Source organism: Aquisalimonas lutea, assembly GCF_030409225.1.
Classification (GTDB): Bacteria; Pseudomonadota; Gammaproteobacteria; order Nitrococcales; family Aquisalimonadaceae; genus Aquisalimonas; species Aquisalimonas lutea.
Genome location: NZ_JAUFPK010000005.1, coordinates 328,006 through 346,144, shown reverse-complemented (window position 1 = coordinate 346,144; position 18,139 = coordinate 328,006). Strand labels below are relative to the sequence as shown.

Sequence of the window (18,139 nt, the reverse complement as noted above, 5' to 3'; positions counted from 1 at the left end):
TCCCGGGATGGGGTGGGCCAGAAACCGTGGAAACAACGGAATCTGTCCTCATGCACTAATGCGCGATGGATCCACCCGGAAGTACCGCATCATGCCAGCATCCTCGTGCTCCATGTTGTGGCAGTGGTACATGTACAAGCCCGTGAAATGCTCGAACGTCATCGCAAGGCGAACCCGCTCACCGGGGAACACGAGCACCGTGTCGTGCAGGCCGGCGTCGATAAGGCCGTCATGAAGCTCCGTCCTGCTGCCCTCGGCGATGCGTTCGTGGACGTGAAACTGCAGTCCGTGCACGTGCATGGGGTGGGGCATCATCGTATCGTTGACGAACTCCCAGATTTCGGTGTCCCCGAGAGTGACGATCTCGTCGTCCGCCACATTCGTGCCGTTCATCTGGCGGCCGTTGATCGTGAAGCCACGCATCATCCGCATGCCCAGCGTGAAGCGGCGCACTGGCGTATCCGGCCGGATGGACGGCGCTGGCAAGTCCTCGGCAAGACGCTCCGGCAACCCCCTGGGATCGGTCTCCGGCGAAGTGATCCGGAACGTGACCAGCGATTCCCGCTGGCTGCCCATCATGCCGCCGCCCATCATGCCCCCGCCCATGCCGCTCATCTCGTACGCCTCGCTCACGAGGCGCACGGAGTCACCGGGCTTCGCGCCACCGAAATCGACCCATAGATCAGTGCGTTGCGCGGGCGCCAGGGTGACGAAGGCACGCTGCTCTGGCGCGGCGAGTAATCCCCCGTCCGTGCCGATGACGGTGACCGGGCGTCCGTCGCTCCAGGCGAGCTTGTAGATGCGCGCGTTGGAGCCGTTGAGGATGCGCAGCCGGTACGGCTGAGTGGCAACGTCGCGCCGGGCGTCCGGGCGGCCGTTCACCAGCATCCGGTTGCCCCGGAAGCCGCGCATGCGCGTCATCATCGACCCCATTCCATCGCCGATGTACTGAAGCTGGTTGTCGCGGGTGAACGAGCGATCCTGCAGCAACAGCACGAACTCCTGCTCGCCGGCCGGAAGCTCCAGGGCCTGTTCCTGCTCGTCGGTGATCATCAGCGGCCCGGCAAGGCCCGCATAGGCCTGGAAGCCGACCCGCCCGCCGCGCGGGCCGTGGGGATGGGGGTGATACCAGTAAAGCCCTGCCCGATCCCGGACATCGAACGCGATCTCCTGCCTGGCACCCGGTGCGATGGGCAGGCGCGGCTGGCCGTCCACCTCGGACGGCACGTGCAGGCCGTGCCAGTGCACCGTGGTGTCTTCCGGCAGCTCGTTACGGAGCTCGACCCGCAGGCGCTGGCCCCGGCGAAGACGAATCAAGGGCCCCGGATAGCTCTCACCCAGGGCGGTGAGTGTATCCGCGGGCCCGGCGATCCGCTCGGCTGTGTATCGCCAGACCTCGCTGGCCGGGCCGGAGAAGATGGGGACCTCATCGGCATGCGCCCGCAACCGCAGGTCGACATCGAAAGCTCCGTCCTCGCGGCCGGATGCCATGGCGGTCGCATACGGCAAGCCGGGCCGGGAGCCTCCGAGCCACACCCCGGTCCCCGCCAGGGCAGAGACCGTCGCAAGGCCGCCAAACCATCGCAATACGGCGCGTCGTCCCGGATCAACATGGGTCATAACGCTCGCCCCTTGCCGCGCTCAGGTGCGCCTCACTGGCGCAGATACTTGACCAGGGCCATGACCGCGAGGATCAGGATGGCAAGCACCAGCAAGCCGAACAACATGGGTATGATCATCATGCCGCCACTTCCACCACCACCCATGGCGCCGGGTCCGTAATCGCTCTGCGCCAGCACCAAGCCGCTCCAACTCGGCAACAGCATCAAAGACAGCATGATTAAGAAGGTCCGCATGATTGCATTCTCCAGAGTGTCACTGTTGTTCGGCCCGATATCGGCCAAAACCCAGGCTACGCGGTCGAAACGGCTACCGGTTGAAACGGCGTAAAGGCGCAACGGTAGACCTTCCTATCGTGGGAAGGTCAAGCGGGAGTATTCCAGCCGTTTGAGGGTTTATGCGAAGTTGGCAAATAGGTCGAAGTCGGACGACTCCGGCGAGCCACCGAAGCAGATCTAATGCGCGGGTGGACGCTTGTTCAGTATCCGCTGCACGGTTCGGCGGTGCATGCCAAGCCGTCGAGCAGCCTCCGACACATTCCCGCCGGCCTCCCGAAGGACACGCTGCACGTGCTCCCAGGTTGCGCGTCGGACCGATATGGGTTCGCTGGCAGCCTCGCGATCAGGATCGGGATCATGGTGATACAGCGCGTCAAGGAGTTCATCAATCGAGGCGGGCTTCGTCAGGTAGTTGACCGCCCCCAACTTGATGGCTTCCACGGCTGTAGCGATACTGGCGTAGCCAGTGAGCACCACGACATGGCAGTCAGGGGCATGCTCCAGAATCGTTGGCAACAGGCTGAGCCCGGAGTCTTCCCCCAAACGCAGATCGAGTACGGCATATTCCGGTATGAAGTCAGACGCCATCCTGCGTGCCACATCGCCGGATGCCGCAACCCGCACATCAAAACCGCGCCGGCGCAAGGCGCTTGCCGCCACCGCACAGAAGGCCTCGTCATCTTCAACCAGCAGAAGCCGATATACCCTGTTGTTCTGCGATTCCATCATCAAATTTCAGTCGGCTCATGGGGAACAGGAGGTGAGCTCGGGTGCCACCACCCTCTCGTGGTGACAACTCCAGCCGTCCGCCCAGCCGCTCGATCGTGCCGGTCGCCAGGTACAGTCCGAGCCCCATGCCATGAACCCCTTCCCGCTGGCCTAGTGGTTGGCGGCCAATAATCGAGGCGAGTTCACTGGGCACCCCGGGTCCGCGATCCAGCACGTCGAGCACAAGCTCCGAGTGGTCCCAACGGGCGACAATCTCCACTTCAGTGCTGACACGCACGGCGTTGGAGATCAACGACGATACTGCCTGTTCAAGCGCGCGATCCAGCAACAGCCTTACAGCCGGCGCATGATCATCAATATGCAGTGCGATGTGCGTCTGCGGACTTTCCCGACGCCAGCGCCCCACGAGCCGGACAATCCAGTCTTCCAGATCACCGGAGTATCCCGCACTCGCTCGCAGTTCCCCCGCGGATGCGGCGAGCTGATCAATAGCATCGCGACAGCGCAACACCTGGCGACGCAGGGTGCTCAGCTGATCACGCAGGTGGGGTGTATCGACGTCGGCATGCATCTCTTCAGTAAGAAAAGACATGGTTGCCAGAGGCGTTCCAAGCTCATGTGCGGTACCTGCAGCAAGGCTACCCACCACCGCTAGATGCTCGTTACGCAGGGCCCGGTCGCGCGCCTCGGCCAGTGCCTGATCCTTTTCACGCAGGGTCTGACGGGTTCGCAATACAAAAAAGACGATAACGCTGGCGGCGACCATGAAGCAGACCCACATTCCCGTCTGCCGGAGGACTACCGGGGAGGCGACTGGCAGCGCCTCCAGTGCCGGAAGGGGGACGTGGAACATCAGCAGCACGGAGTAGCACACGGCCGCGCCGGCTACCACCCAGCCCGTATGCCAGCCCGACAAAGCGGCGGCGGCAATGGCAAGCGGCGGCAGGAGCATGAAGATGAAGGGGTTCGCATAGCCGCCACTCAGGTAAAGCAGCAGGCTGAGTTGCGCAATGTCGATGATCAGCTGTGCGGCGAACTCCCGTTGCGTGACCGGACGGCCCGAGCCCAGACGCCATTGAGTTGCAATATTGAACGCGGCCAACGCGGCGATAAGCGCAAGCATCGGCGTTATCGGGAGAGCGAGCTCAAGGCCTACATGTACGCCCAGAACCGTTACCAGCTGCCCCGCTATCACCAAATATCGAAGGCGGATCAACCGGCGCAGATGGGTCGTCTCGATGATGTCTGTCATGGCTACCAGGAGGGCGGCTAATAGTCTGGATTCTGGGGGTTCGATGGGGCGCGGCGAAAGGGGGGTGCGGCAATTTGCCGCAGGACGTCCCGGTCATAGCTCCCGATAATGGCGGTTGTCTTCCGTCAGAACTCTTCTCTGGGGAGACGCAACCGAAGGTCAAGCCTAGTTGGAGGCATAAAGATGAACAAATTCTCGATGGGCAGTTTTCTCGCCGGTGCGGCCCTTGCCAGCTCCCTGGCTGTCGGCGGTGTTGCTATCGCCAATGGCGGCAGCAACGGTAAAGGAATGATGGGCGACGACAGCATGATGGGCATGATGTCGCAAATGCAGAGCATGATGACCCAGTGCGAGTCCATGATGGATCAGATGGGCGCACACGGAGACGCCGAAGGCATGATGAGCCCGGAGTCCGAACCGGAAGACGCCTCCTGATCCCGTGAGTCGCCAGGCTGCGTCATCGTTGCAGAGCCAGGTGACAAGCGCTACGCACGGACCCCACGGGCGGCGTTACTTGCACGACCGGAAGGCTAAGACATGACGGAGGGCTGGCTTAAACGCTCATGTCGACCCGTCAGTCTTCCTGAGACCGGCCAATGCCGGTCGGATGACGTCATGAGAACGCCCATCAGGGTGACAACGCAGTGAGGACCGAACACCTTGAGTGAGTGGGCGATCGGTTATCCGACCGTAGTGCTGGCCGGGGCGATCTCGTTTCTCTCGCCGTGTGTGCTGCCACTCGTCCCCGGCTATGTTTCCTTTATGGCAGGGGATTCGATTACGGCCACACGCGCCGGGGCGGCATCGGTGGGTCGACGCCTGACAACCTCCACGGCATTCGTTGTGGGCTTCTCGCTGATCTTCGTCACCATGGGCGCTGGCGCGACGGCACTGGGTCGTTCGCTGCTTTATTACCGTGACGAAGCCAACCTGATCGGCGGCGGACTGGTGGTGCTGTTCGGGCTGTTCATGACCGGCCTTATTCGGCCTCGATGGCTGCTCGGCGACTATCGGGCGGTTACCTGGGTGGGTGGTGGTGGAACGCCTATGGCCGCCGGGGTGCTTGGCGTTGCATTCGGCGTTGGCTGGACCCCGTGTATCGGGCCGGTGCTGGGGGCAGTTCTGACAATTGCGGCGACGAGCGGCGGAGATATCCACGGCACAGCCCTACTGTCCGCCTATTCGCTCGGCCTGGGGGTACCATTCATCCTTGCTGCGTTGTTCACCGATCGCTTCGTGGGTATGCTGGCGCGGCTCCGCCTCGCCGGACGATGGCTACACCTTGTGGCCGGAGGGGTCATGGTCGCGATCGGGGTGCTGATGATGACTGGACTGATGACACGATTCTCCTACTGGTTGCTGGAGGTCTTTCCGGCACTTGAACGGATTGGCTGAGTGCATTCCGCACGGCAGCAGCCAGGGCACGGGAACGCAACGCTGCCCGTTCGTCCCCGCAGCCGTCCAGGAACTCGTTCGTAACAAAGGCACGCATCGACAATGCCAGTCTGGTTTTATCGCCTGAGCTCGCCGCCGTATTTCTACACCCGTTGCAAACCCTGGGCCCGGTGGCTCGGGGCGGTCTCTGGTGCTGCCATGATCGTGGGGTTGTTTGGCGCCCTGGTGCTTGCGCCGCCGGACTATCAGCAGGGTGAAAGCTATCGGATTATTTACGTCCACGTGCCTGCGGCTTGGATGTCACTTTTCGCATACGTCTTCATGGCGACCACGGCGGCGATCGGGCTGATCTGGCGAATCAAGGTAGCCGAGTGCCTGGCTCGGTCTGCGGCGCCGTTGGGGGCAAGCTTCACCTTCCTCACTCTCGCAACCGGTTCGCTCTGGGGCAAGCCTATGTGGGGAACATGGTGGGTATGGGATGCCCGGCTGACGTCCGAGCTACTGCTGCTCTTCCTCTATATGGGTTACATGGCGCTCAACAGCGCCATCGACGATCCACGACGTGCCGCCAGGGCGTCTGGCGTTCTCGCACTGGTCGGCGTGGTCAACATTCCCGTCATTCATTACTCGGTGGAGTGGTGGAGCACGCTACATCAGGGGCCGACGATCACGCGCCTGGATGCGCCGGCCATCCACCTCTCGATGCTTGTGCCGCTGCTGCTGATGGCTTTCGCGTTCACAACGTACTTTTGTGCCGTCCTGCTGCTGCGGACCCGTTACGAACTGCTGTCACGTGAGCGCCACACGGAGTGGGCGAAGCGTGCGGTCAGGGAGGCGTCACCATGATGGAATTTCTCGCCATGGGTGGTTATGCAGCGTACGTATGGCCCGCCTATGCAATCGTATTCGCGGTCCTTGGGGTGCAGATTCTTCTGCCCGTGCGCCGACATCGTCAGCTCATTCGTGATCTGGATCGAGGGCAGCAGTCATGACGGTGCGGCAACGCCGGGCAACGTTCGTTCTGCTCATCGTGGGAGGCGTCATGGTGGCGACTGCGCTTGCGCTGTCCGCCTTCCGCGAGAACATGCTGTTCTTCTTTGATCCATCACAGGTCGTCGCCGGCGAGGCGCCCACGAATTACCCGTTCCGCCTCGGCGGACTGGTCCGGGATGGAAGTCTGGAGGAGGTTGATGAGGGATTGATGGTTCGCTTCTCGGTGACCGACGGTACCTCGGAGGTGCCCGTCACCTACGAGGGTGTGCTGCCAGACCTCTTCCGGGAGGGACAGGGTGTGGTGGTGCGCGGCACGCTGCGGGAGGACGACGTGTTCGTCGCCGAGGAAGTGCTCGCCAAGCACGACGAGAACTACATGCCGCCTGAGGTAGCAGACAGCCTACGGACCACAAAGCCGGGGGAGGATCGCCGATGATCGGTGAGCTCGGGCTTTTCGCCCTCGTGCTGGCATTGGTACTGGCGCTGATGCAAGCGGCGCTGCCCCTCGCCGGGGCGCACCGCGGACAGCGTCAATGGATGGCGGTGGCCCGGCCCGCGGCAGTCGGTCAGCTACTGATGCTGGCCCTGTCGCTGGCGGCGCTGGCGACTGCATTCCTGCAGAACGACTTCTCGCTCGCCTACGTCGCCGAGAACTCGAACACGGCCTTGCCGTGGTACTACCGGCTCACCGCCGTGTGGGGCGCCCACGAGGGCAGTCTGCTGCTCTGGGCTGTCGTGCTTGGCAGTTGGAGTGTGGCGGTTGCGGCCTGGAGCCGCCAACTGCCGGAGATATTTGTCGCCCGAGTGCTGGGTGTCATGGGGCTGGTGAGCGTGGGCTTCCTGGCCTTCACCTTGCTGACATCGAACCCCTTCGAGCGGCTGACACCGGTGCCGGCAGAGGGGCGGGATCTCAATCCGCTGCTGCAGGATCCGGGGATGATCGCCCATCCACCGATGCTCTACATGGGCTACGTGGGATTCTCGGTGGCTTTCGCCTTCGCCATTGCCGCGCTGCTTGGTGGTCGGCTCGATGCTGCCTGGGCACGCTGGTCGCGGCCATGGACCACGGCCGCTTGGGTGTTTCTCACGCTCGGCATTTCCATCGGCAGCTGGTGGGCCTACTACGAACTCGGCTGGGGCGGCTGGTGGTTCTGGGACCCGGTGGAGAATGCCTCGTTCATGCCGTGGCTCACGGGAACCGCCCTGATACACTCGCTCTCGGTAACTGAGAAACGTGGCGCCTTCCGCGGCTGGACGGTGCTGCTTGCCATCGTCACCTTCTCCCTCAGCCTGCTTGGCACCTTCCTCGTACGCTCCGGGGTGCTGACCTCGGTGCACTCCTTCGCCACCGATCCTGCCCGCGGTGCCTTCATTCTCGGCCTGCTGATACTCGTGGTCGGTGGCTCCCTGGTACTTTATGCCTGGCGTGCACCGCGCCTCGCCGCAGGTGGAAGCTTCGGTCTCGTCTCCCGCGAGATGGCGCTGCTACTGAACAACGCGCTGCTCTGCGTGGCCGCAGCGACCGTGCTCATCGGCACGCTCTACCCGCTTGCGCTGGATGCCTTCGGGCTCGGCAAGGTCTCCGTGGGGCCGCCCTACTTCGAGGCCGTATTCGTTCCGCTGATGCTGCCGCTGCTGGCCATGATGGGCATCGGTAGTCTCGTTCGCTGGAAGCGCCACGCTGCCGGCCCGCTTGCACGCACCCTTTTGCCGGCGGCGACCGCCACGCTCTGCGCCGGGTTGGCGAGCCTGTGGTGGCTCGGAGAGGTACCGCCGCTAGCCGCGCTGGGGCTCGCACTGTCGGTCTGGATCGCGTGGACGAGTGTCCAGGCCGTGGCTGATCGGGTACGCGGGCGGCGTCGGCGCTGGCAGGCTCTGCGCACCACGCCCCGGAGCGTCTGGGGCATGGCGCTCGCCCACTTCGGCCTCGCGGTGTTCGCCGCCGGTGTCACCGTGGTAAGCACACTGGACCTTGAGCGCGACGTGCGGCTGGCTCCGGGAGAGTCCATCGAGGCGGCGGGCTATACCTGGACACTGCAATCGGTGCGCTCGACGGAGGGACCGAACTACAGCGCCGAACGTGGTGAGATCACGGTAAACCGAGACGGGCGCACGGTGGCCACGCTCTACCCGGAGGAGCGCGTCTACCGGATGCAGAGCAACCCGATGACCGAGGCCGGCATCAATGCCGGCCTTTTCCGGGACTTCTACGTAGCGCTTGGCGAGCGACGCGCCGACGGGAGCTGGACAGTGCGCATCCAGCTCAAGCCGCTGGTGCGCTGGATCTGGCTCGGTACCCTGTTCATGGCTCTCGGCGGCGGACTGGCGATCACAGATCCGCGCTATCGCCGGCTCACCGAGCGCGCCCGACTGGGGGCGGAGGCACCGGCATGAAGCGCCTCCTGATGCCCCTGGTGGTGTTCGTGGCCCTCGCTGTCCTGCTCGGGGTGGGACTCACGCTGCGCCCCGGCGAGATCCCCTCTCCCCTCGTGGGCCGTGTGGCCCCGGATTTTACCGTCGAGAGCCTGCGTAATCCGCAGCGGAGCGTCTCCCTGAGCGACTTGCGCGGCGAGGTTTCCGTGATCAATGTCTGGGCAAGCTGGTGCGCCGCCTGTGAGGACGAGCACCCATATGTCATGGCCCTCGCCGACGAAGTACCGGTGTACGGCCTGAACTACAAGGACGAGCGGGACAAGGCCATCGCCTGGCTGGACCGCCAGGGCGACAACTACACCGCCAGCCTCTACGACCCGGACGGCAAAGTAGGCCTGGAATGGGGCGTCTACGGCGTGCCGGAGACATACATCCTGGACGCCGAGGGCGTGGTCCGGAAGAAGCACATCGGTGCCATCACCGAGCGCACCCTGCGCGAGGAGATCCTGCCGTTGGTGCGCCAACTGCAGGCGGAGGCCGAGTCATGATTTCGCTCCGCTGGCTGATGACCGCGCTTCTGATACTCGCCGTTGCGGCGACCGCCTTCGGGAAGGGGGACGATCCTTTCGCGGATCCCGAGCGTGAGGCGCGCTTTCGTCACATTGCCCAGGAACTCCGCTGCCTGGTCTGCCAAGGCGAGAGCATCCTCGACTCCAACGCTGACCTTGCGAAAGACATGCGCGCCAAGGTGCGCGAGCTCATGCGCGAGGGCCGCTCGGATGAGGCGATCCGGCGCTACATGACCGAACGCTACGGGGACTTCGTGTTGTTTCGCCCACCATTGAAGCCGGCGACCTGGGTGCTCTGGTTTGCTCCCGCACTGCTTGGCATCACGGCGGTCGGTGTCGCGCTTGTCATCGCAAGACGCCGATCAGACCGCCATCCGCAGGTGCTCAGCCCTGAGGAACACGACCGCCTGCGACGCCTGCTCGACGACGAGAACGATCAAATATGAAAACGCTGATAGCGATGATCGCACTTGTCGGCGCCGCGGCGATGGCCGCCGCCTTTGTCGTGGTCCCCCTGTGGAGGCAGCGCCGACTGCAACGTCCAAGCACGGCCGCAGCGGACCTGATAGCACGACGCGCCCGACTGCGCGAAATGGAAAGTGAATGGCAGGCCGGCCTGATCGGTGATGAAGAGTACCGTGAAGCGCGTATCGAGGCCGAACGCGAGTTGCTCGGTAGCACTGATGAGGCACATGCCGCGGACAACCCTGCGGGCGGTAACCCCGGGGCCGGCCGTTGGAGGGCAGCGTTTTGCGGGATGATGGTTGTGGCGCTCGCGGCGGGTCTGTACCTCAGCATTGGTCGCCCCGACTTTCTGGTTGGAACGCCCTCTGTCCAGCAGCCATCGAACGAGGAGTTCAACCCCACGGAAATGGCCGAGCGGCTGCCGGAACTCGAGAATCACGTCGCCACACGTCCGGGCGACATCCAAGCGTGGGGAATGCTGGGGCGTGCCTACCTGGCCTTGGAGCGCCCGGACGAAGCGGCGCAAGCCATGGGCCGCGCCGTCGAGGCGAATGGAGACATACCCGATCTATTGCTGATCTGGGCGAGAGCGCTGGCGGCGGAGCAACAAGGTCGTTTCAGCGGAAAGCCAACCCGGTTGGTTGAACGTGCGCTAGTACGCGCTCCGGCGCATCCGGATGCATTGTTCTTCGGCGGGCTGGCGGCGGCGCAGGCCGGTGACTGGGAACGAACTCGTGCTCTCTGGGAGCGGCTTCGCGCTCAACTCCCCGACAGCGATGCCACTGCTGCACGCATTGACGAAGCTCTGGATGAAATTCCCGACAGTTGACATGACGCCCGGCGGGCAGTCACCTCAGTCAAGGCTGATCCGTAAGCCGGCGGCAACGGCGATCGGCGCCAATGTGATCGTGAACAACGTCATTGCACCCAATAGCTGGAGAGGTCCGGATACGGACAGGCCACTCGCGGCGGCGTCGGCCGCTCCTGCGCCAAAGATGAGCACGGGCACGTAAAGCGGCAATGCGAGCAGCGCGAGCAGGGCACCTCCGCGCCCCACTCCCAGCGTCAGCGCCGCTGCAATAGCGCCAACACCGGAGAGCACCGGGGTACCCAATGCAAGGGTCGCCATCAACGCCGGTATGGCGGTGGCTGGAAAGTGCATCCAGAGCGCGAGGAGCGGCGACACCAGGATCAGCGGCAACGCCGTGACCAGCCAGTGCGCGGCAAGCTTCGCAAGTATCAGCAACGCCAGCGGGGAGGGTGCTAACGCAAGCTGCTCCAGCGTCCCATCTTCGAAATCGGCCCGAAACACGGTGTCCATGGACAGAATGGACGACAGCAATGCCGCCACCCAGATGATACCGGGCGCAATACGAGCGAGAACCTCGGTAGATGCTCCGATAGCCAAGGGAAACAGCGCTGTGACCATCACGAGAAACAGCACGGGGTTGGCAGCATCCCCCGGTGAGCGGGCGTGCAGACGAAGATCACGGACCAGAACGGCCGCAAACGCTGAGCCGGGCGAGTGATCAGGCATGGGGCAGATCGAGCGTTCGAAAGGCCGATATATCCATCGGTACAAGCTGGTGGGAGGTTAGTATTGCGATCCCGCCAGTACGAACATGAGCCTCGATCAACCGCGAGAGGCATCCTGCCCCTTCGGTGTCCAGAGCGGTAAAGGGTTCATCAAGTATCCAGAGTTCAGCCTGCTCGCAGAGCAGGCGCGCAAGCGTGGTCCGCCGGCACTGTCCGGCGGAAAGCACACCACACGGTAGCTGCGCCGCCCCGCCGATCCCCATGGCTGCGAGCGCCTCCGTGGTCGAGATATCTCGCCCAGGACGTATCCGTCGATAATGCTCCAGATTTTCCTTGGGCGTCATCCGCATCTTCAGTCCGCTTTGATGGCCCACGAACAGCATTTCGCTACGGTAGATGTCGCTGCTACGCCGGATGTCACGGCCGCGCCAGTCGATACGCCCGTGCTCAAGGGGTGTGAGCCCGGCGATCGCCCGCAGCAGCGTCGTCTTGCCACTGCCGTTAGCTCCCCGGACGTGAAGGGCCTCTCCGGCAGACAATGCGAGTGAGAGATTGGACAGCAAAGGACGCTCGCCGCGAGTCAGAAAAACATCGTTCAGGTTCAGCATAGTGCCTGAAATGCGTTCGGAGATCGGGGCCCGATCATAGCACCCCTTGACTTGAGTCAGTCCGCCCTACGCGGCTTCTTCCTGCGGCAATTTGCCGCAGTCCGGGTTGATACACGCGGGGACCAGATTCAAGGTCCCGCTGTGTTCTCTTCCTTTTCGCCTGGTGCGTTGTCAGCCGACCGATTTATGTTGGGTTTCCATCCAAGCAGCGACAGTAGCGCCGCCAACAGCCAAGTGGGCCACCTACCGACACGGGTGAACGGTGTATAACCCACCATGGGCAGCGCTTCACCGACAAGGCTGGTTTGCTCGAACTGGGGCGCCTGTGTGGTAATCCGCCCCTGGTGATCGATAATCCCCGTCACCCCGTTGCTGGTGGCGCAGATCAGGGTACGACCGTTCTCCAAAGCGCGCAGCCTTGCCATCTGCACAGGAACAGAGTGATATCCGCCAAGTCGAAGGCGGCCCAATGCCACTCACGCCAGTAGTAAGTCCAAGTAGTCCACCACATACCCTCGTGCCAGCCGATCGATACGATTACCCAGGGCGGCACCCAACATCAAGCTGTACCCCCCGCGCGGCGCGGCGCTATCGGTATCCGCTTCGTTCTCACGACGTGGCTTCCCTATAGTACGGACTCGCCGAGCCGCTTGAGGCGGCTCCGAGCGAGAAGCGATAGCCCAGCAGCCGCATGGCGTTCAGAGTCACTAGCACGGTAGCGCCGGTATCCGCCATGACGGCGATCCACATACCGGTAATGCCCAGCGCCGTGGTCACCAGGAAGATGGCCTTGAAACCCAGGGCCAGCGCGACATTGGTCTTGACGTTGTGCAAGGTGGCGCGGGACAGGTCAATCAGCTCGGCGATACCGGTGACGCGGTTCTTGAGCAGCGCCGCATCCGCCGTTTCCAGTGCTACATCTGTGCCGCCGCCCATGGCGATGCCCACTTCTGCCGCGGCCAGTGCCGGCGCATCGTTGATGCCGTCGCCCACCTTGCCGATTGGGCCCCGGCCGGCGGCCTGCCAGTCGCGAACGCGCTGGGCCTTGTCTTCGGGCATCAGCTCGCCATGAGCCTCAATACCCAGGCTGTCACCGATGGCCGCCGCCGTGCGTGCATTGTCACCGCTGAGCATGACCGCCTGCACGCCCAGACGCGACAGCGTCGCCAGGCCCTCCTGGGCATCGACGCGAGGTTCATCGCGCACGGCGATCAGGCCCAGCGGACGCTCGCCTTCGAGCAGTACTGCGAGGCTCTTGCCAGCGTCCTCCAGTTCAGCAATCCGGGTGCTCAGGCCTTGATCAATGTCTGCCAGCCCCGCGAGATGTCGGGGGGCGACCAATCGCAGCTCACGTCCCTCGACCTGGCCGGCGACGCCACGACCCGAAAGAGCATGGTTGCCGTTCGCCTGGGGGATAGAAAGTCCAAGCTGCTCTGCACGCGAGAAGATAGACGTAGCGATGGGGTGGCTGGAGTCACGCTCCAGCGCCGCCGCCAGCCTCAGGACCTCGTTTCCACCCTGACCGGGGGCCCAGTCTTCCACATCGGTGACTGTCGGGGCACCTTCCGTGAGCGTGCCAGTCTTGTCCACGGCGATCAGGCGCAGCTTGCCCAGTTGTTCAAGCACCGCACCGCCCTTGATCAGCAGGCCCCGCCGAGCGCCCGCCGATAGACCAGCGGCGATTGCCGCAGGGGTTGAGATCACCAGCGCGCAAGGGCACGCGATCAACAGCAGAGCCAGGGCACGATAGACCGATTCCGACCAGGCCATGGTCGAGACCAGCGGTGGCACCACTGCCATCAGCAGGGCGAGTCCCACTACCGCAGGCGTGTAGTAGCGAGCGAAGCGGTCGATGAAGCGTGCCACGGGTGCCTTGCCGGCCTGGGCCTCCTCCACCAGGCGGATGACCCGTGCGATGGTGTTGTCCTCGGCGCCGCGTGTCACCTCCACCTCCAGGGCGGCATTGAGGTTCACCGTGCCGGCAAAGACGTCATCGCCCGGTGCACGCGAGCAGGGCACGGATTCACCGTTCACCGGTGACTCATCCAGGTCGGATGCTCCGGCCAGGATGCGACCGTCGCAGGGGACGCGGTCGCCCGGCCGAACCATTACCCGCTGTCCGGGCGTGAGAGAGGAGGCCGAGACCTCACGAATGGCTCCCTCTTCCATCAGCCTGGCCGTTGACGGGGTCAGATCCGCCAGGGCCGAGATGCTGCGTCGCGCCCGTGAGGCGGCCACGCCCTCCAGCAGTTCACCGACGGCGAACAGGAAGACCACCACCGCCGCCTCGGCAGCAGCATTGATGGTCAACGCGCCCAGGGCGGCGATGCTCATCAGCATCTCGATGGTGAAGGGGTTGCGCATCTTCAACGCGGCCAAGACGCCCTGTGCGATGGGCACCAGACCCACCACGGTGGCCGCGACGAAGGGCCAGTTGCCCAAGGACGGCAAGGCCCAGCGGAGGACGAAGGCCAGAGCCAGCAGCCCCCCCGTGACGAGCACCAGACGTCCCTTGGCGGTCCGCCACCAGGGCGCCGGAGAGGCATCTGCCTCATCCTTCTCATCATTGGCCGCAAGCTGATAGCCGAGCTCGTTAAGGGTCCGCTCGATCGTCTCGTGAGAGGGGGAAGTGTGCGGCTGGGGCTGAATCCTCACAGAACCAGTGACCGAGCTGGCCGATACCTCCTCGATGCCCTCCAGGCGGCCCAGAGCGTCCTCTACCTTGCGCTCGCAGCCGCCACAGTCCATACCTTCGATCCGCAGCGTCAAGACCGCGGATGCTGCCGTGGGTGCCGAATTTTCCATGGTGACACTCCTGCCGATGCGTTATCGTTTGCAGCATAAAACTTGTAGCGACTATAGATTCAAGCCATTCGGGAGACGCATCAGGATGTCGGAGTCTAGCCCCACAATCGGTATCGGCGAGCTGGCGCGGCGCGCCGGCTGCAAGCCTGAAACGGTGAGATATTACGAGCGAATCGGGCTCGTGGGCGATGCGTCGCGTACCGAGGGTGGGCAGCGCCGTTACGGCGAGGAAGTCGTCAGGCGGCTGACCTTCATTCGCCATGCCCGGGACTTCGGCTTCTCGGTGGATGCAGTGCGTGAACTACTAGCAATGTCAGACCAGCCCGACATGCCCTGTCAGGAGGTTGACGCCATTGCCACGCATCACCTGGAAGAGGTGGAGTCGCGGCTGCAGCGGCTCTCCGCATTGCGTGACGAGCTCAGGCGTATGGTGAGCCAGTGTGCCGGCGGCAAGGTTGAGAGCTGTCGTATCATCGAAGTGCTGAGCGATCACCAGCTGTGTATCAGCGAACAAGCCCATGGAGGCGCTCGCGAGCTGGGATAGCTCCTGCGCCCGTGACGGCTCATCGATTGTTCAATGCCGCCAGATCGCAAGCAGCGGGTGTACCGATGGCTTTTTGCGGACGAGCCCAACCTCGAACAGCGCGCTCTGATAATCCTGGCGTGTGCGTGACTTGCGTATTCCGGTGAACGTGACCGCGGATTCCTGTGCATCGTGACCGGTGATTCCGGCCGGAGCGTGACCGATTTTGGCCCTGGCGCCGGAATCCGCGGTCACGTTCACCGGAATACGCAATTGGACAGCAAAGGACACTCGCCGCGAGTCAGAAAAACATCGTTCACGTTCAGCATAGGGCCTGAAATGGGTTCGGAGATCGGGGCCCCGATCATAGCACCCGTTGAGCTTAAGCCAGTCCGCCCTAGATGGCTTCTTCCTGCGGCAATTTGCCGCAGGCCGGTCCACGTCCGAGTTGATACAGTCGATGACCATATACAATGTCCCGCCGTGTTCTCTCTGTGCTCATCTGGCGGCAAGTCGACCGATACCCTTACCCCCGGGATTCCGTAGATGCTCAACTATCCCGATATCAACCCGGTTGCTCTGGAACTCGGACCGCTGAGCATTCACTGGTATGGGCTGATGTATATCCTTGGCTTTTTCGCGGCCTGGTTGCTGGGACGGTATCGAGCACGCCAACCGAACGCTTTGCTTCGTCCAGCGCAGATTGAAGACTTATTGTTCTACTGCGGGATCGGCGTTATTGCCGGTGGTCGTCTGGGCTACATTCTGTTCTATGACGCGGCCACGCTCGCGGGCGATCCGGCACGACTGCTTCGGGTCTGGGAAGGGGGCATGAGCTTCCACGGCGGGCTGATCGGCGTGATCATCGGCTCCTGGCTGTTCGTGCGTAGAACGGGCGTGGATTTTCTCCGACTCATGGACTTTGTGGCGCCTCTCGTGCCTGTCGGCCTGGGCGCTGGCCGCATCGGGAATTTCATCAACGGCGAACTCTGGGGACGCGTCAGCAACGTCCCCTGGGCCATGGTCTACCCGCCCATGGGCCCCGACCCACGCCATCCTTCCCAGCTTTATCAGTTTCTTCTGGAAGGCGTGTTGCTGTTCGTTGCCCTGTGGTTGTTCTCGCGCAAACCACGCCCGACCATGGCCGTCTCCGGGCTGTTCCTCGCGCTGTACGGCGGCTTCCGCTTTCTGGTGGAGTTCGTGCGCATGCCGGATGCCCATATCGGCTACCTGGCATTCGGCTGGGTCACCATGGGCCAACTCTTGTCGATACCAATGATCGCGCTCGGTATCGTCCTGTTGCTGTGGGCGTATCGCGCCACATACCGTCTGACCTACCAGTAGCCGGAATATCTTTGTCCGGACGGGCTCCACGGAGAAACATGTATGACTCAGTCAACTGACACGACGAAGGCTACCGAACCGTCCTTGACCAGGCTCCTGATCAATCTCGTCCGGTACTACCTTACCGGTCGCCGGGGTTTCATCGCGCTCGCCGGGGTGGCTCTCGTCGCAGGCGCGGTGTTCCAGTGGGACTGGCTGGTCGCCGCTGGTATTGCGCCATTGCTGGTTGCACTGGCTCCCTGCGCACTGATGTGCGCACTGGGGGTTTGTATGCGTGGGTCGGGTGGGACATCGTGCTCATCCCCAGACCAGCGAGTCCAGGGCAGCGTGTCAGTGGCACAGCCGCAGGATCCGCAGGATGGTGACCGACCGGCGCAGTCACAGAGCGTGACAGTAAATACCGAGGCTCAACCTCCGCCCGCAGGGACGCTTGATAAGGAAGAGAACCCCCCTTCCGGACAATAAGCACTGTAGCGCAACCAGCTTGGCTGCCGCGGATGATTCCTTGCCAGGGAACCGCGCCGACTTCTGTTACAAGGCCAATGCCGTGCCTACGGCGCGGCGCAATTTCATACACTATGTATTCAGGCGCGGCGAACGCCCAACGGCAACAGACAGTCTGTCCGTTGCGATACGCCACGGAACGCCAAGATGAGGCCGACATCCATATCCGGGAGGATCAGTCCCACGTTCCCCGCGCTGCGTGGTTAAAGGCCGTCGGCCTTGTCATTGCTGCCGTTGGCGTTTCCGTGGTTAGCATCATTCTTTGGCGGCTTGGCCAGCACTGGCTACTGGACACAAGCTTGTCCCCTGCCGATCTCCGCAGCCTTGTAGCAAGCTGGCAGCCATGGGCACCGATCGCATCGGTGCTTTTAATGGTTGCCTACTCGGTCCTGCCACTCCCGGCTGGGGCAATTGCGCTCGTCAACGGTATGTTGTTCGGGCCCGTTGTCGGGACGACCGTCACGTGGATCGGGGCGATGGCCGGTGCCGTGCTTGCCTATGGTGTGGCCCGGTGGCTAGGGAAGGCAGCCGTAGTGCGGCTAGTGCCTGTACGGTTTCGCAGTAGGCTTGACCAGTGGACGCGTTGCGTGGGGTCGGGTGAGCTTCTGGTCGTACGCCTGATTCCGGTCATCTCGTTTACCCTGCTCAACTATAGTGCCGGCCTGGCCGGCGTCCGTCCCTGGATCTTCCTATGGACGACTGCGCTCGGCATTCTTCCGCTCACGGTTGTGAGCGTGCTGATCGGCCACGGAGCGCTTACCTGGTCGCCCGGGGTCTGGTTGACTGCCGTGCTCGGTGCTGTAGCAATCTTGCTGGTGGTGCGTCGGCTCGCGGGCAACCTGTCCCGGCAGCCTACCAACCAGAACTGATTGCACCTCGCGGGAGCAACGCCTGCGCCCCGTCCCCCGACTCCAGCTCTTCGCGAACCCGGAGCTCCTCATCACCCCGGTCATCGCACGCCGGGGTCGAGTAAGCATCCATTACCGTGCCCCTATTCGGGCAGGATCGCTCTGCGACAATTTGCCGCAGGACGGTTCGTACTCCCCTTGATATCTTCCCCATTGGCAAATGAGGTCGAAGCCGAAAGCATGATCCTTGTGGGGCCTGATCTGTCCTGCTGCCTCATGGAACGGTCGGTGTGTCCC

General features: G+C 63.3%; 20 protein-coding genes. 12 read left to right on the top strand and 8 right to left on the bottom strand.

Features of this window, described 5'->3' with window-relative positions:
• Positions 1-48 precede the first annotated feature (48 nt).
• The 4 genes from QWY84_RS15855 to QWY84_RS15840 form a co-directional block, all read right to left on the bottom strand.
• Entirely contained in the window at positions 49-1,509 is a 1,461-nt protein-coding gene (locus tag QWY84_RS15855; protein WP_290203875.1) for a multicopper oxidase family protein, read from the bottom strand.
• Between the two features lie 143 nt (positions 1,510-1,652).
• A complete protein-coding gene (locus QWY84_RS15850) occupies positions 1,653-1,958 on the bottom strand; it encodes a hypothetical protein (RefSeq protein ID WP_290203874.1) in 306 nt (101 codons plus the stop codon).
• 117 nt (positions 1,959-2,075) lie between these two features.
• Complete coding sequence (locus tag QWY84_RS15845) at positions 2,076-2,627, bottom strand: response regulator transcription factor (RefSeq protein ID WP_290203872.1); 552 nt, start codon at positions 2,625-2,627, stop codon at positions 2,076-2,078.
• Positions 2,581-3,879, bottom strand: a complete 1,299-nt coding sequence (locus QWY84_RS15840; protein WP_290203870.1) for an ATP-binding protein — start codon at positions 3,877-3,879, stop codon at positions 2,581-2,583. The genes QWY84_RS15845 and QWY84_RS15840 overlap by 47 nt, the downstream gene beginning before the upstream one ends.
• Positions 3,880-4,062: 183 nt before the next feature.
• Here QWY84_RS15840 and QWY84_RS15835 point away from each other — a divergent pair, with 183 nt between their 5' ends.
• The 9 genes from QWY84_RS15835 to ccmI all read left to right on the top strand — a co-directional run bounded on the left by QWY84_RS15835 (position 4,063) and on the right by ccmI (position 10,503).
• A complete protein-coding gene (locus QWY84_RS15835; RefSeq protein WP_290203868.1) occupies positions 4,063-4,314 on the top strand; it encodes a hypothetical protein in 252 nt (83 codons plus the stop codon).
• Positions 4,315-4,539: 225 nt separating this feature from the next.
• The gene (locus QWY84_RS15830) at positions 4,540-5,274 is read left to right on the top strand and encodes a cytochrome c biogenesis CcdA family protein (protein WP_290203867.1); all 735 of its coding nucleotides are present in this window, start codon (positions 4,540-4,542) and stop codon (positions 5,272-5,274) included.
• A gap of 102 nt (positions 5,275-5,376) precedes the next feature.
• The gene (locus tag QWY84_RS15825) at positions 5,377-6,120 is read left to right on the top strand and encodes a heme ABC transporter permease (protein WP_290203864.1); all 744 of its coding nucleotides are present in this window, start codon (positions 5,377-5,379) and stop codon (positions 6,118-6,120) included.
• A complete protein-coding gene (gene ccmD, locus QWY84_RS15820) occupies positions 6,117-6,266 on the top strand; it encodes a heme exporter protein CcmD (RefSeq protein WP_290203862.1) in 150 nt (49 codons plus the stop codon). The genes QWY84_RS15825 and ccmD overlap by 4 nt, the downstream gene beginning before the upstream one ends.
• Positions 6,263-6,703 carry a cytochrome c maturation protein CcmE gene (ccmE, locus tag QWY84_RS15815; RefSeq protein ID WP_290203861.1) on the top strand — a complete coding sequence of 147 codons (441 nt, stop codon included), beginning with the start codon at positions 6,263-6,265 and terminating at the stop codon, positions 6,701-6,703. The genes ccmD and ccmE overlap by 4 nt, the downstream gene beginning before the upstream one ends.
• Positions 6,700-8,661 (top strand): heme lyase CcmF/NrfE family subunit, encoded by a 1,962-nt coding sequence (locus QWY84_RS15810; RefSeq protein WP_290203859.1) that lies wholly within the window; start codon positions 6,700-6,702, stop codon positions 8,659-8,661. Before ccmE ends, QWY84_RS15810 begins: the two co-directional genes overlap by 4 nt.
• Positions 8,658-9,188, top strand: a complete 531-nt coding sequence (locus QWY84_RS15805; protein ID WP_290203857.1) for a DsbE family thiol:disulfide interchange protein — start codon at positions 8,658-8,660, stop codon at positions 9,186-9,188. Before QWY84_RS15810 ends, QWY84_RS15805 begins: the two co-directional genes overlap by 4 nt.
• Positions 9,185-9,655, top strand: a complete 471-nt coding sequence (locus tag QWY84_RS15800; RefSeq protein WP_290203856.1) for a cytochrome c-type biogenesis protein — start codon at positions 9,185-9,187, stop codon at positions 9,653-9,655. The genes QWY84_RS15805 and QWY84_RS15800 overlap by 4 nt, the downstream gene beginning before the upstream one ends.
• Positions 9,652-10,503: a c-type cytochrome biogenesis protein CcmI gene (gene ccmI / locus QWY84_RS15795; RefSeq protein ID WP_290203855.1), complete on the top strand. Its 852-nt coding sequence runs from the start codon at positions 9,652-9,654 to the stop codon at positions 10,501-10,503. The genes QWY84_RS15800 and ccmI overlap by 4 nt, the downstream gene beginning before the upstream one ends.
• A 24-nt stretch (positions 10,504-10,527) precedes the next feature.
• On the opposite strand, the gene ccmB is transcribed toward ccmI, so the two are convergent.
• The 4 genes from ccmB to QWY84_RS15775 form a co-directional block, all read right to left on the bottom strand.
• Positions 10,528-11,211: a heme exporter protein CcmB gene (gene ccmB, locus QWY84_RS15790; protein WP_290203854.1), complete on the bottom strand. Its 684-nt coding sequence runs from the start codon at positions 11,209-11,211 to the stop codon at positions 10,528-10,530.
• Complete coding sequence (gene ccmA / locus QWY84_RS15785; protein WP_290203853.1) at positions 11,204-11,818, bottom strand: cytochrome c biogenesis heme-transporting ATPase CcmA; 615 nt, start codon at positions 11,816-11,818, stop codon at positions 11,204-11,206. The genes ccmB and ccmA overlap by 8 nt, the downstream gene beginning before the upstream one ends.
• A gap of 476 nt (positions 11,819-12,294) precedes the next feature.
• Entirely contained in the window at positions 12,295-12,447 is a 153-nt protein-coding gene (locus tag QWY84_RS20175; protein ID WP_435372999.1) for a signal peptidase II, read from the bottom strand.
• Positions 12,428-14,623, bottom strand: a complete 2,196-nt coding sequence (locus tag QWY84_RS15775) for a heavy metal translocating P-type ATPase (protein ID WP_290203852.1) — start codon at positions 14,621-14,623, stop codon at positions 12,428-12,430. The genes QWY84_RS20175 and QWY84_RS15775 overlap by 20 nt, the downstream gene beginning before the upstream one ends.
• Before the next feature lie 85 nt (positions 14,624-14,708).
• Between QWY84_RS15775 and QWY84_RS15770 the strand changes: the two genes are divergently transcribed.
• The 3 genes from QWY84_RS15770 (at position 14,709) to QWY84_RS20125 (ending at position 17,863) form a co-directional block, all read left to right on the top strand.
• The gene (locus tag QWY84_RS15770; protein ID WP_290203851.1) at positions 14,709-15,167 is read left to right on the top strand and encodes a MerR family transcriptional regulator; all 459 of its coding nucleotides are present in this window, start codon (positions 14,709-14,711) and stop codon (positions 15,165-15,167) included.
• Positions 15,168-15,692: 525 nt separating this feature from the next.
• On the top strand, positions 15,693-16,490 hold the full coding sequence (gene lgt, locus QWY84_RS15765; RefSeq protein ID WP_290203850.1) for a prolipoprotein diacylglyceryl transferase: 798 nt from the start codon (positions 15,693-15,695) through the stop codon (positions 16,488-16,490).
• 497 nt (positions 16,491-16,987) lie between these two features.
• A complete protein-coding gene (locus QWY84_RS20125; protein ID WP_353959902.1) occupies positions 16,988-17,863 on the top strand; it encodes a TVP38/TMEM64 family protein in 876 nt (291 codons plus the stop codon).
• The last annotated feature ends 276 nt before the right edge of the window (positions 17,864-18,139 follow it).

Bases quoted from the DNA above. Each gene is read 5' to 3' on its own strand.
- QWY84_RS15845 (WP_290203872.1), bottom strand. From the start codon at position 2,627: ATGATGGAATCGCAGAACAACAGGGTATATCGGCTTCTGCTGGTTGAA.
- QWY84_RS15840 (WP_290203870.1), bottom strand. From the start codon at position 3,879: ATGACAGACATCATCGAGACGACCCATCTGCGCCGGTTGATCCGCCTT.
- QWY84_RS15835 (WP_290203868.1), top strand. From the start codon at position 4,063: ATGAACAAATTCTCGATGGGCAGTTTTCTCGCCGGTGCGGCCCTTGCC.
- QWY84_RS15825 (WP_290203864.1), top strand. From the start codon at position 5,377: ATGCCAGTCTGGTTTTATCGCCTGAGCTCGCCGCCGTATTTCTACACC.
- ccmD (WP_290203862.1), top strand. From the start codon at position 6,117: ATGATGGAATTTCTCGCCATGGGTGGTTATGCAGCGTACGTATGGCCC.
- ccmE (WP_290203861.1), top strand. From the start codon at position 6,263: ATGACGGTGCGGCAACGCCGGGCAACGTTCGTTCTGCTCATCGTGGGA.
- QWY84_RS15810 (WP_290203859.1), top strand. From the start codon at position 6,700: ATGATCGGTGAGCTCGGGCTTTTCGCCCTCGTGCTGGCATTGGTACTG.
- QWY84_RS15805 (WP_290203857.1), top strand. From the start codon at position 8,658: ATGAAGCGCCTCCTGATGCCCCTGGTGGTGTTCGTGGCCCTCGCTGTC.
- QWY84_RS15800 (WP_290203856.1), top strand. From the start codon at position 9,185: ATGATTTCGCTCCGCTGGCTGATGACCGCGCTTCTGATACTCGCCGTT.
- ccmI (WP_290203855.1), top strand. From the start codon at position 9,652: ATGAAAACGCTGATAGCGATGATCGCACTTGTCGGCGCCGCGGCGATG.
- ccmB (WP_290203854.1), bottom strand. From the start codon at position 11,211: ATGCCTGATCACTCGCCCGGCTCAGCGTTTGCGGCCGTTCTGGTCCGT.
- ccmA (WP_290203853.1), bottom strand. From the start codon at position 11,818: ATGCTGAACCTGAACGATGTTTTTCTGACTCGCGGCGAGCGTCCTTTG.
- QWY84_RS15775 (WP_290203852.1), bottom strand. From the start codon at position 14,623: ATGGAAAATTCGGCACCCACGGCAGCATCCGCGGTCTTGACGCTGCGG.
- QWY84_RS15770 (WP_290203851.1), top strand. From the start codon at position 14,709: ATGTCGGAGTCTAGCCCCACAATCGGTATCGGCGAGCTGGCGCGGCGC.
- lgt (WP_290203850.1), top strand. From the start codon at position 15,693: ATGCTCAACTATCCCGATATCAACCCGGTTGCTCTGGAACTCGGACCG.
- QWY84_RS20125 (WP_353959902.1), top strand. From the start codon at position 16,988: ATGATTCCTTGCCAGGGAACCGCGCCGACTTCTGTTACAAGGCCAATG.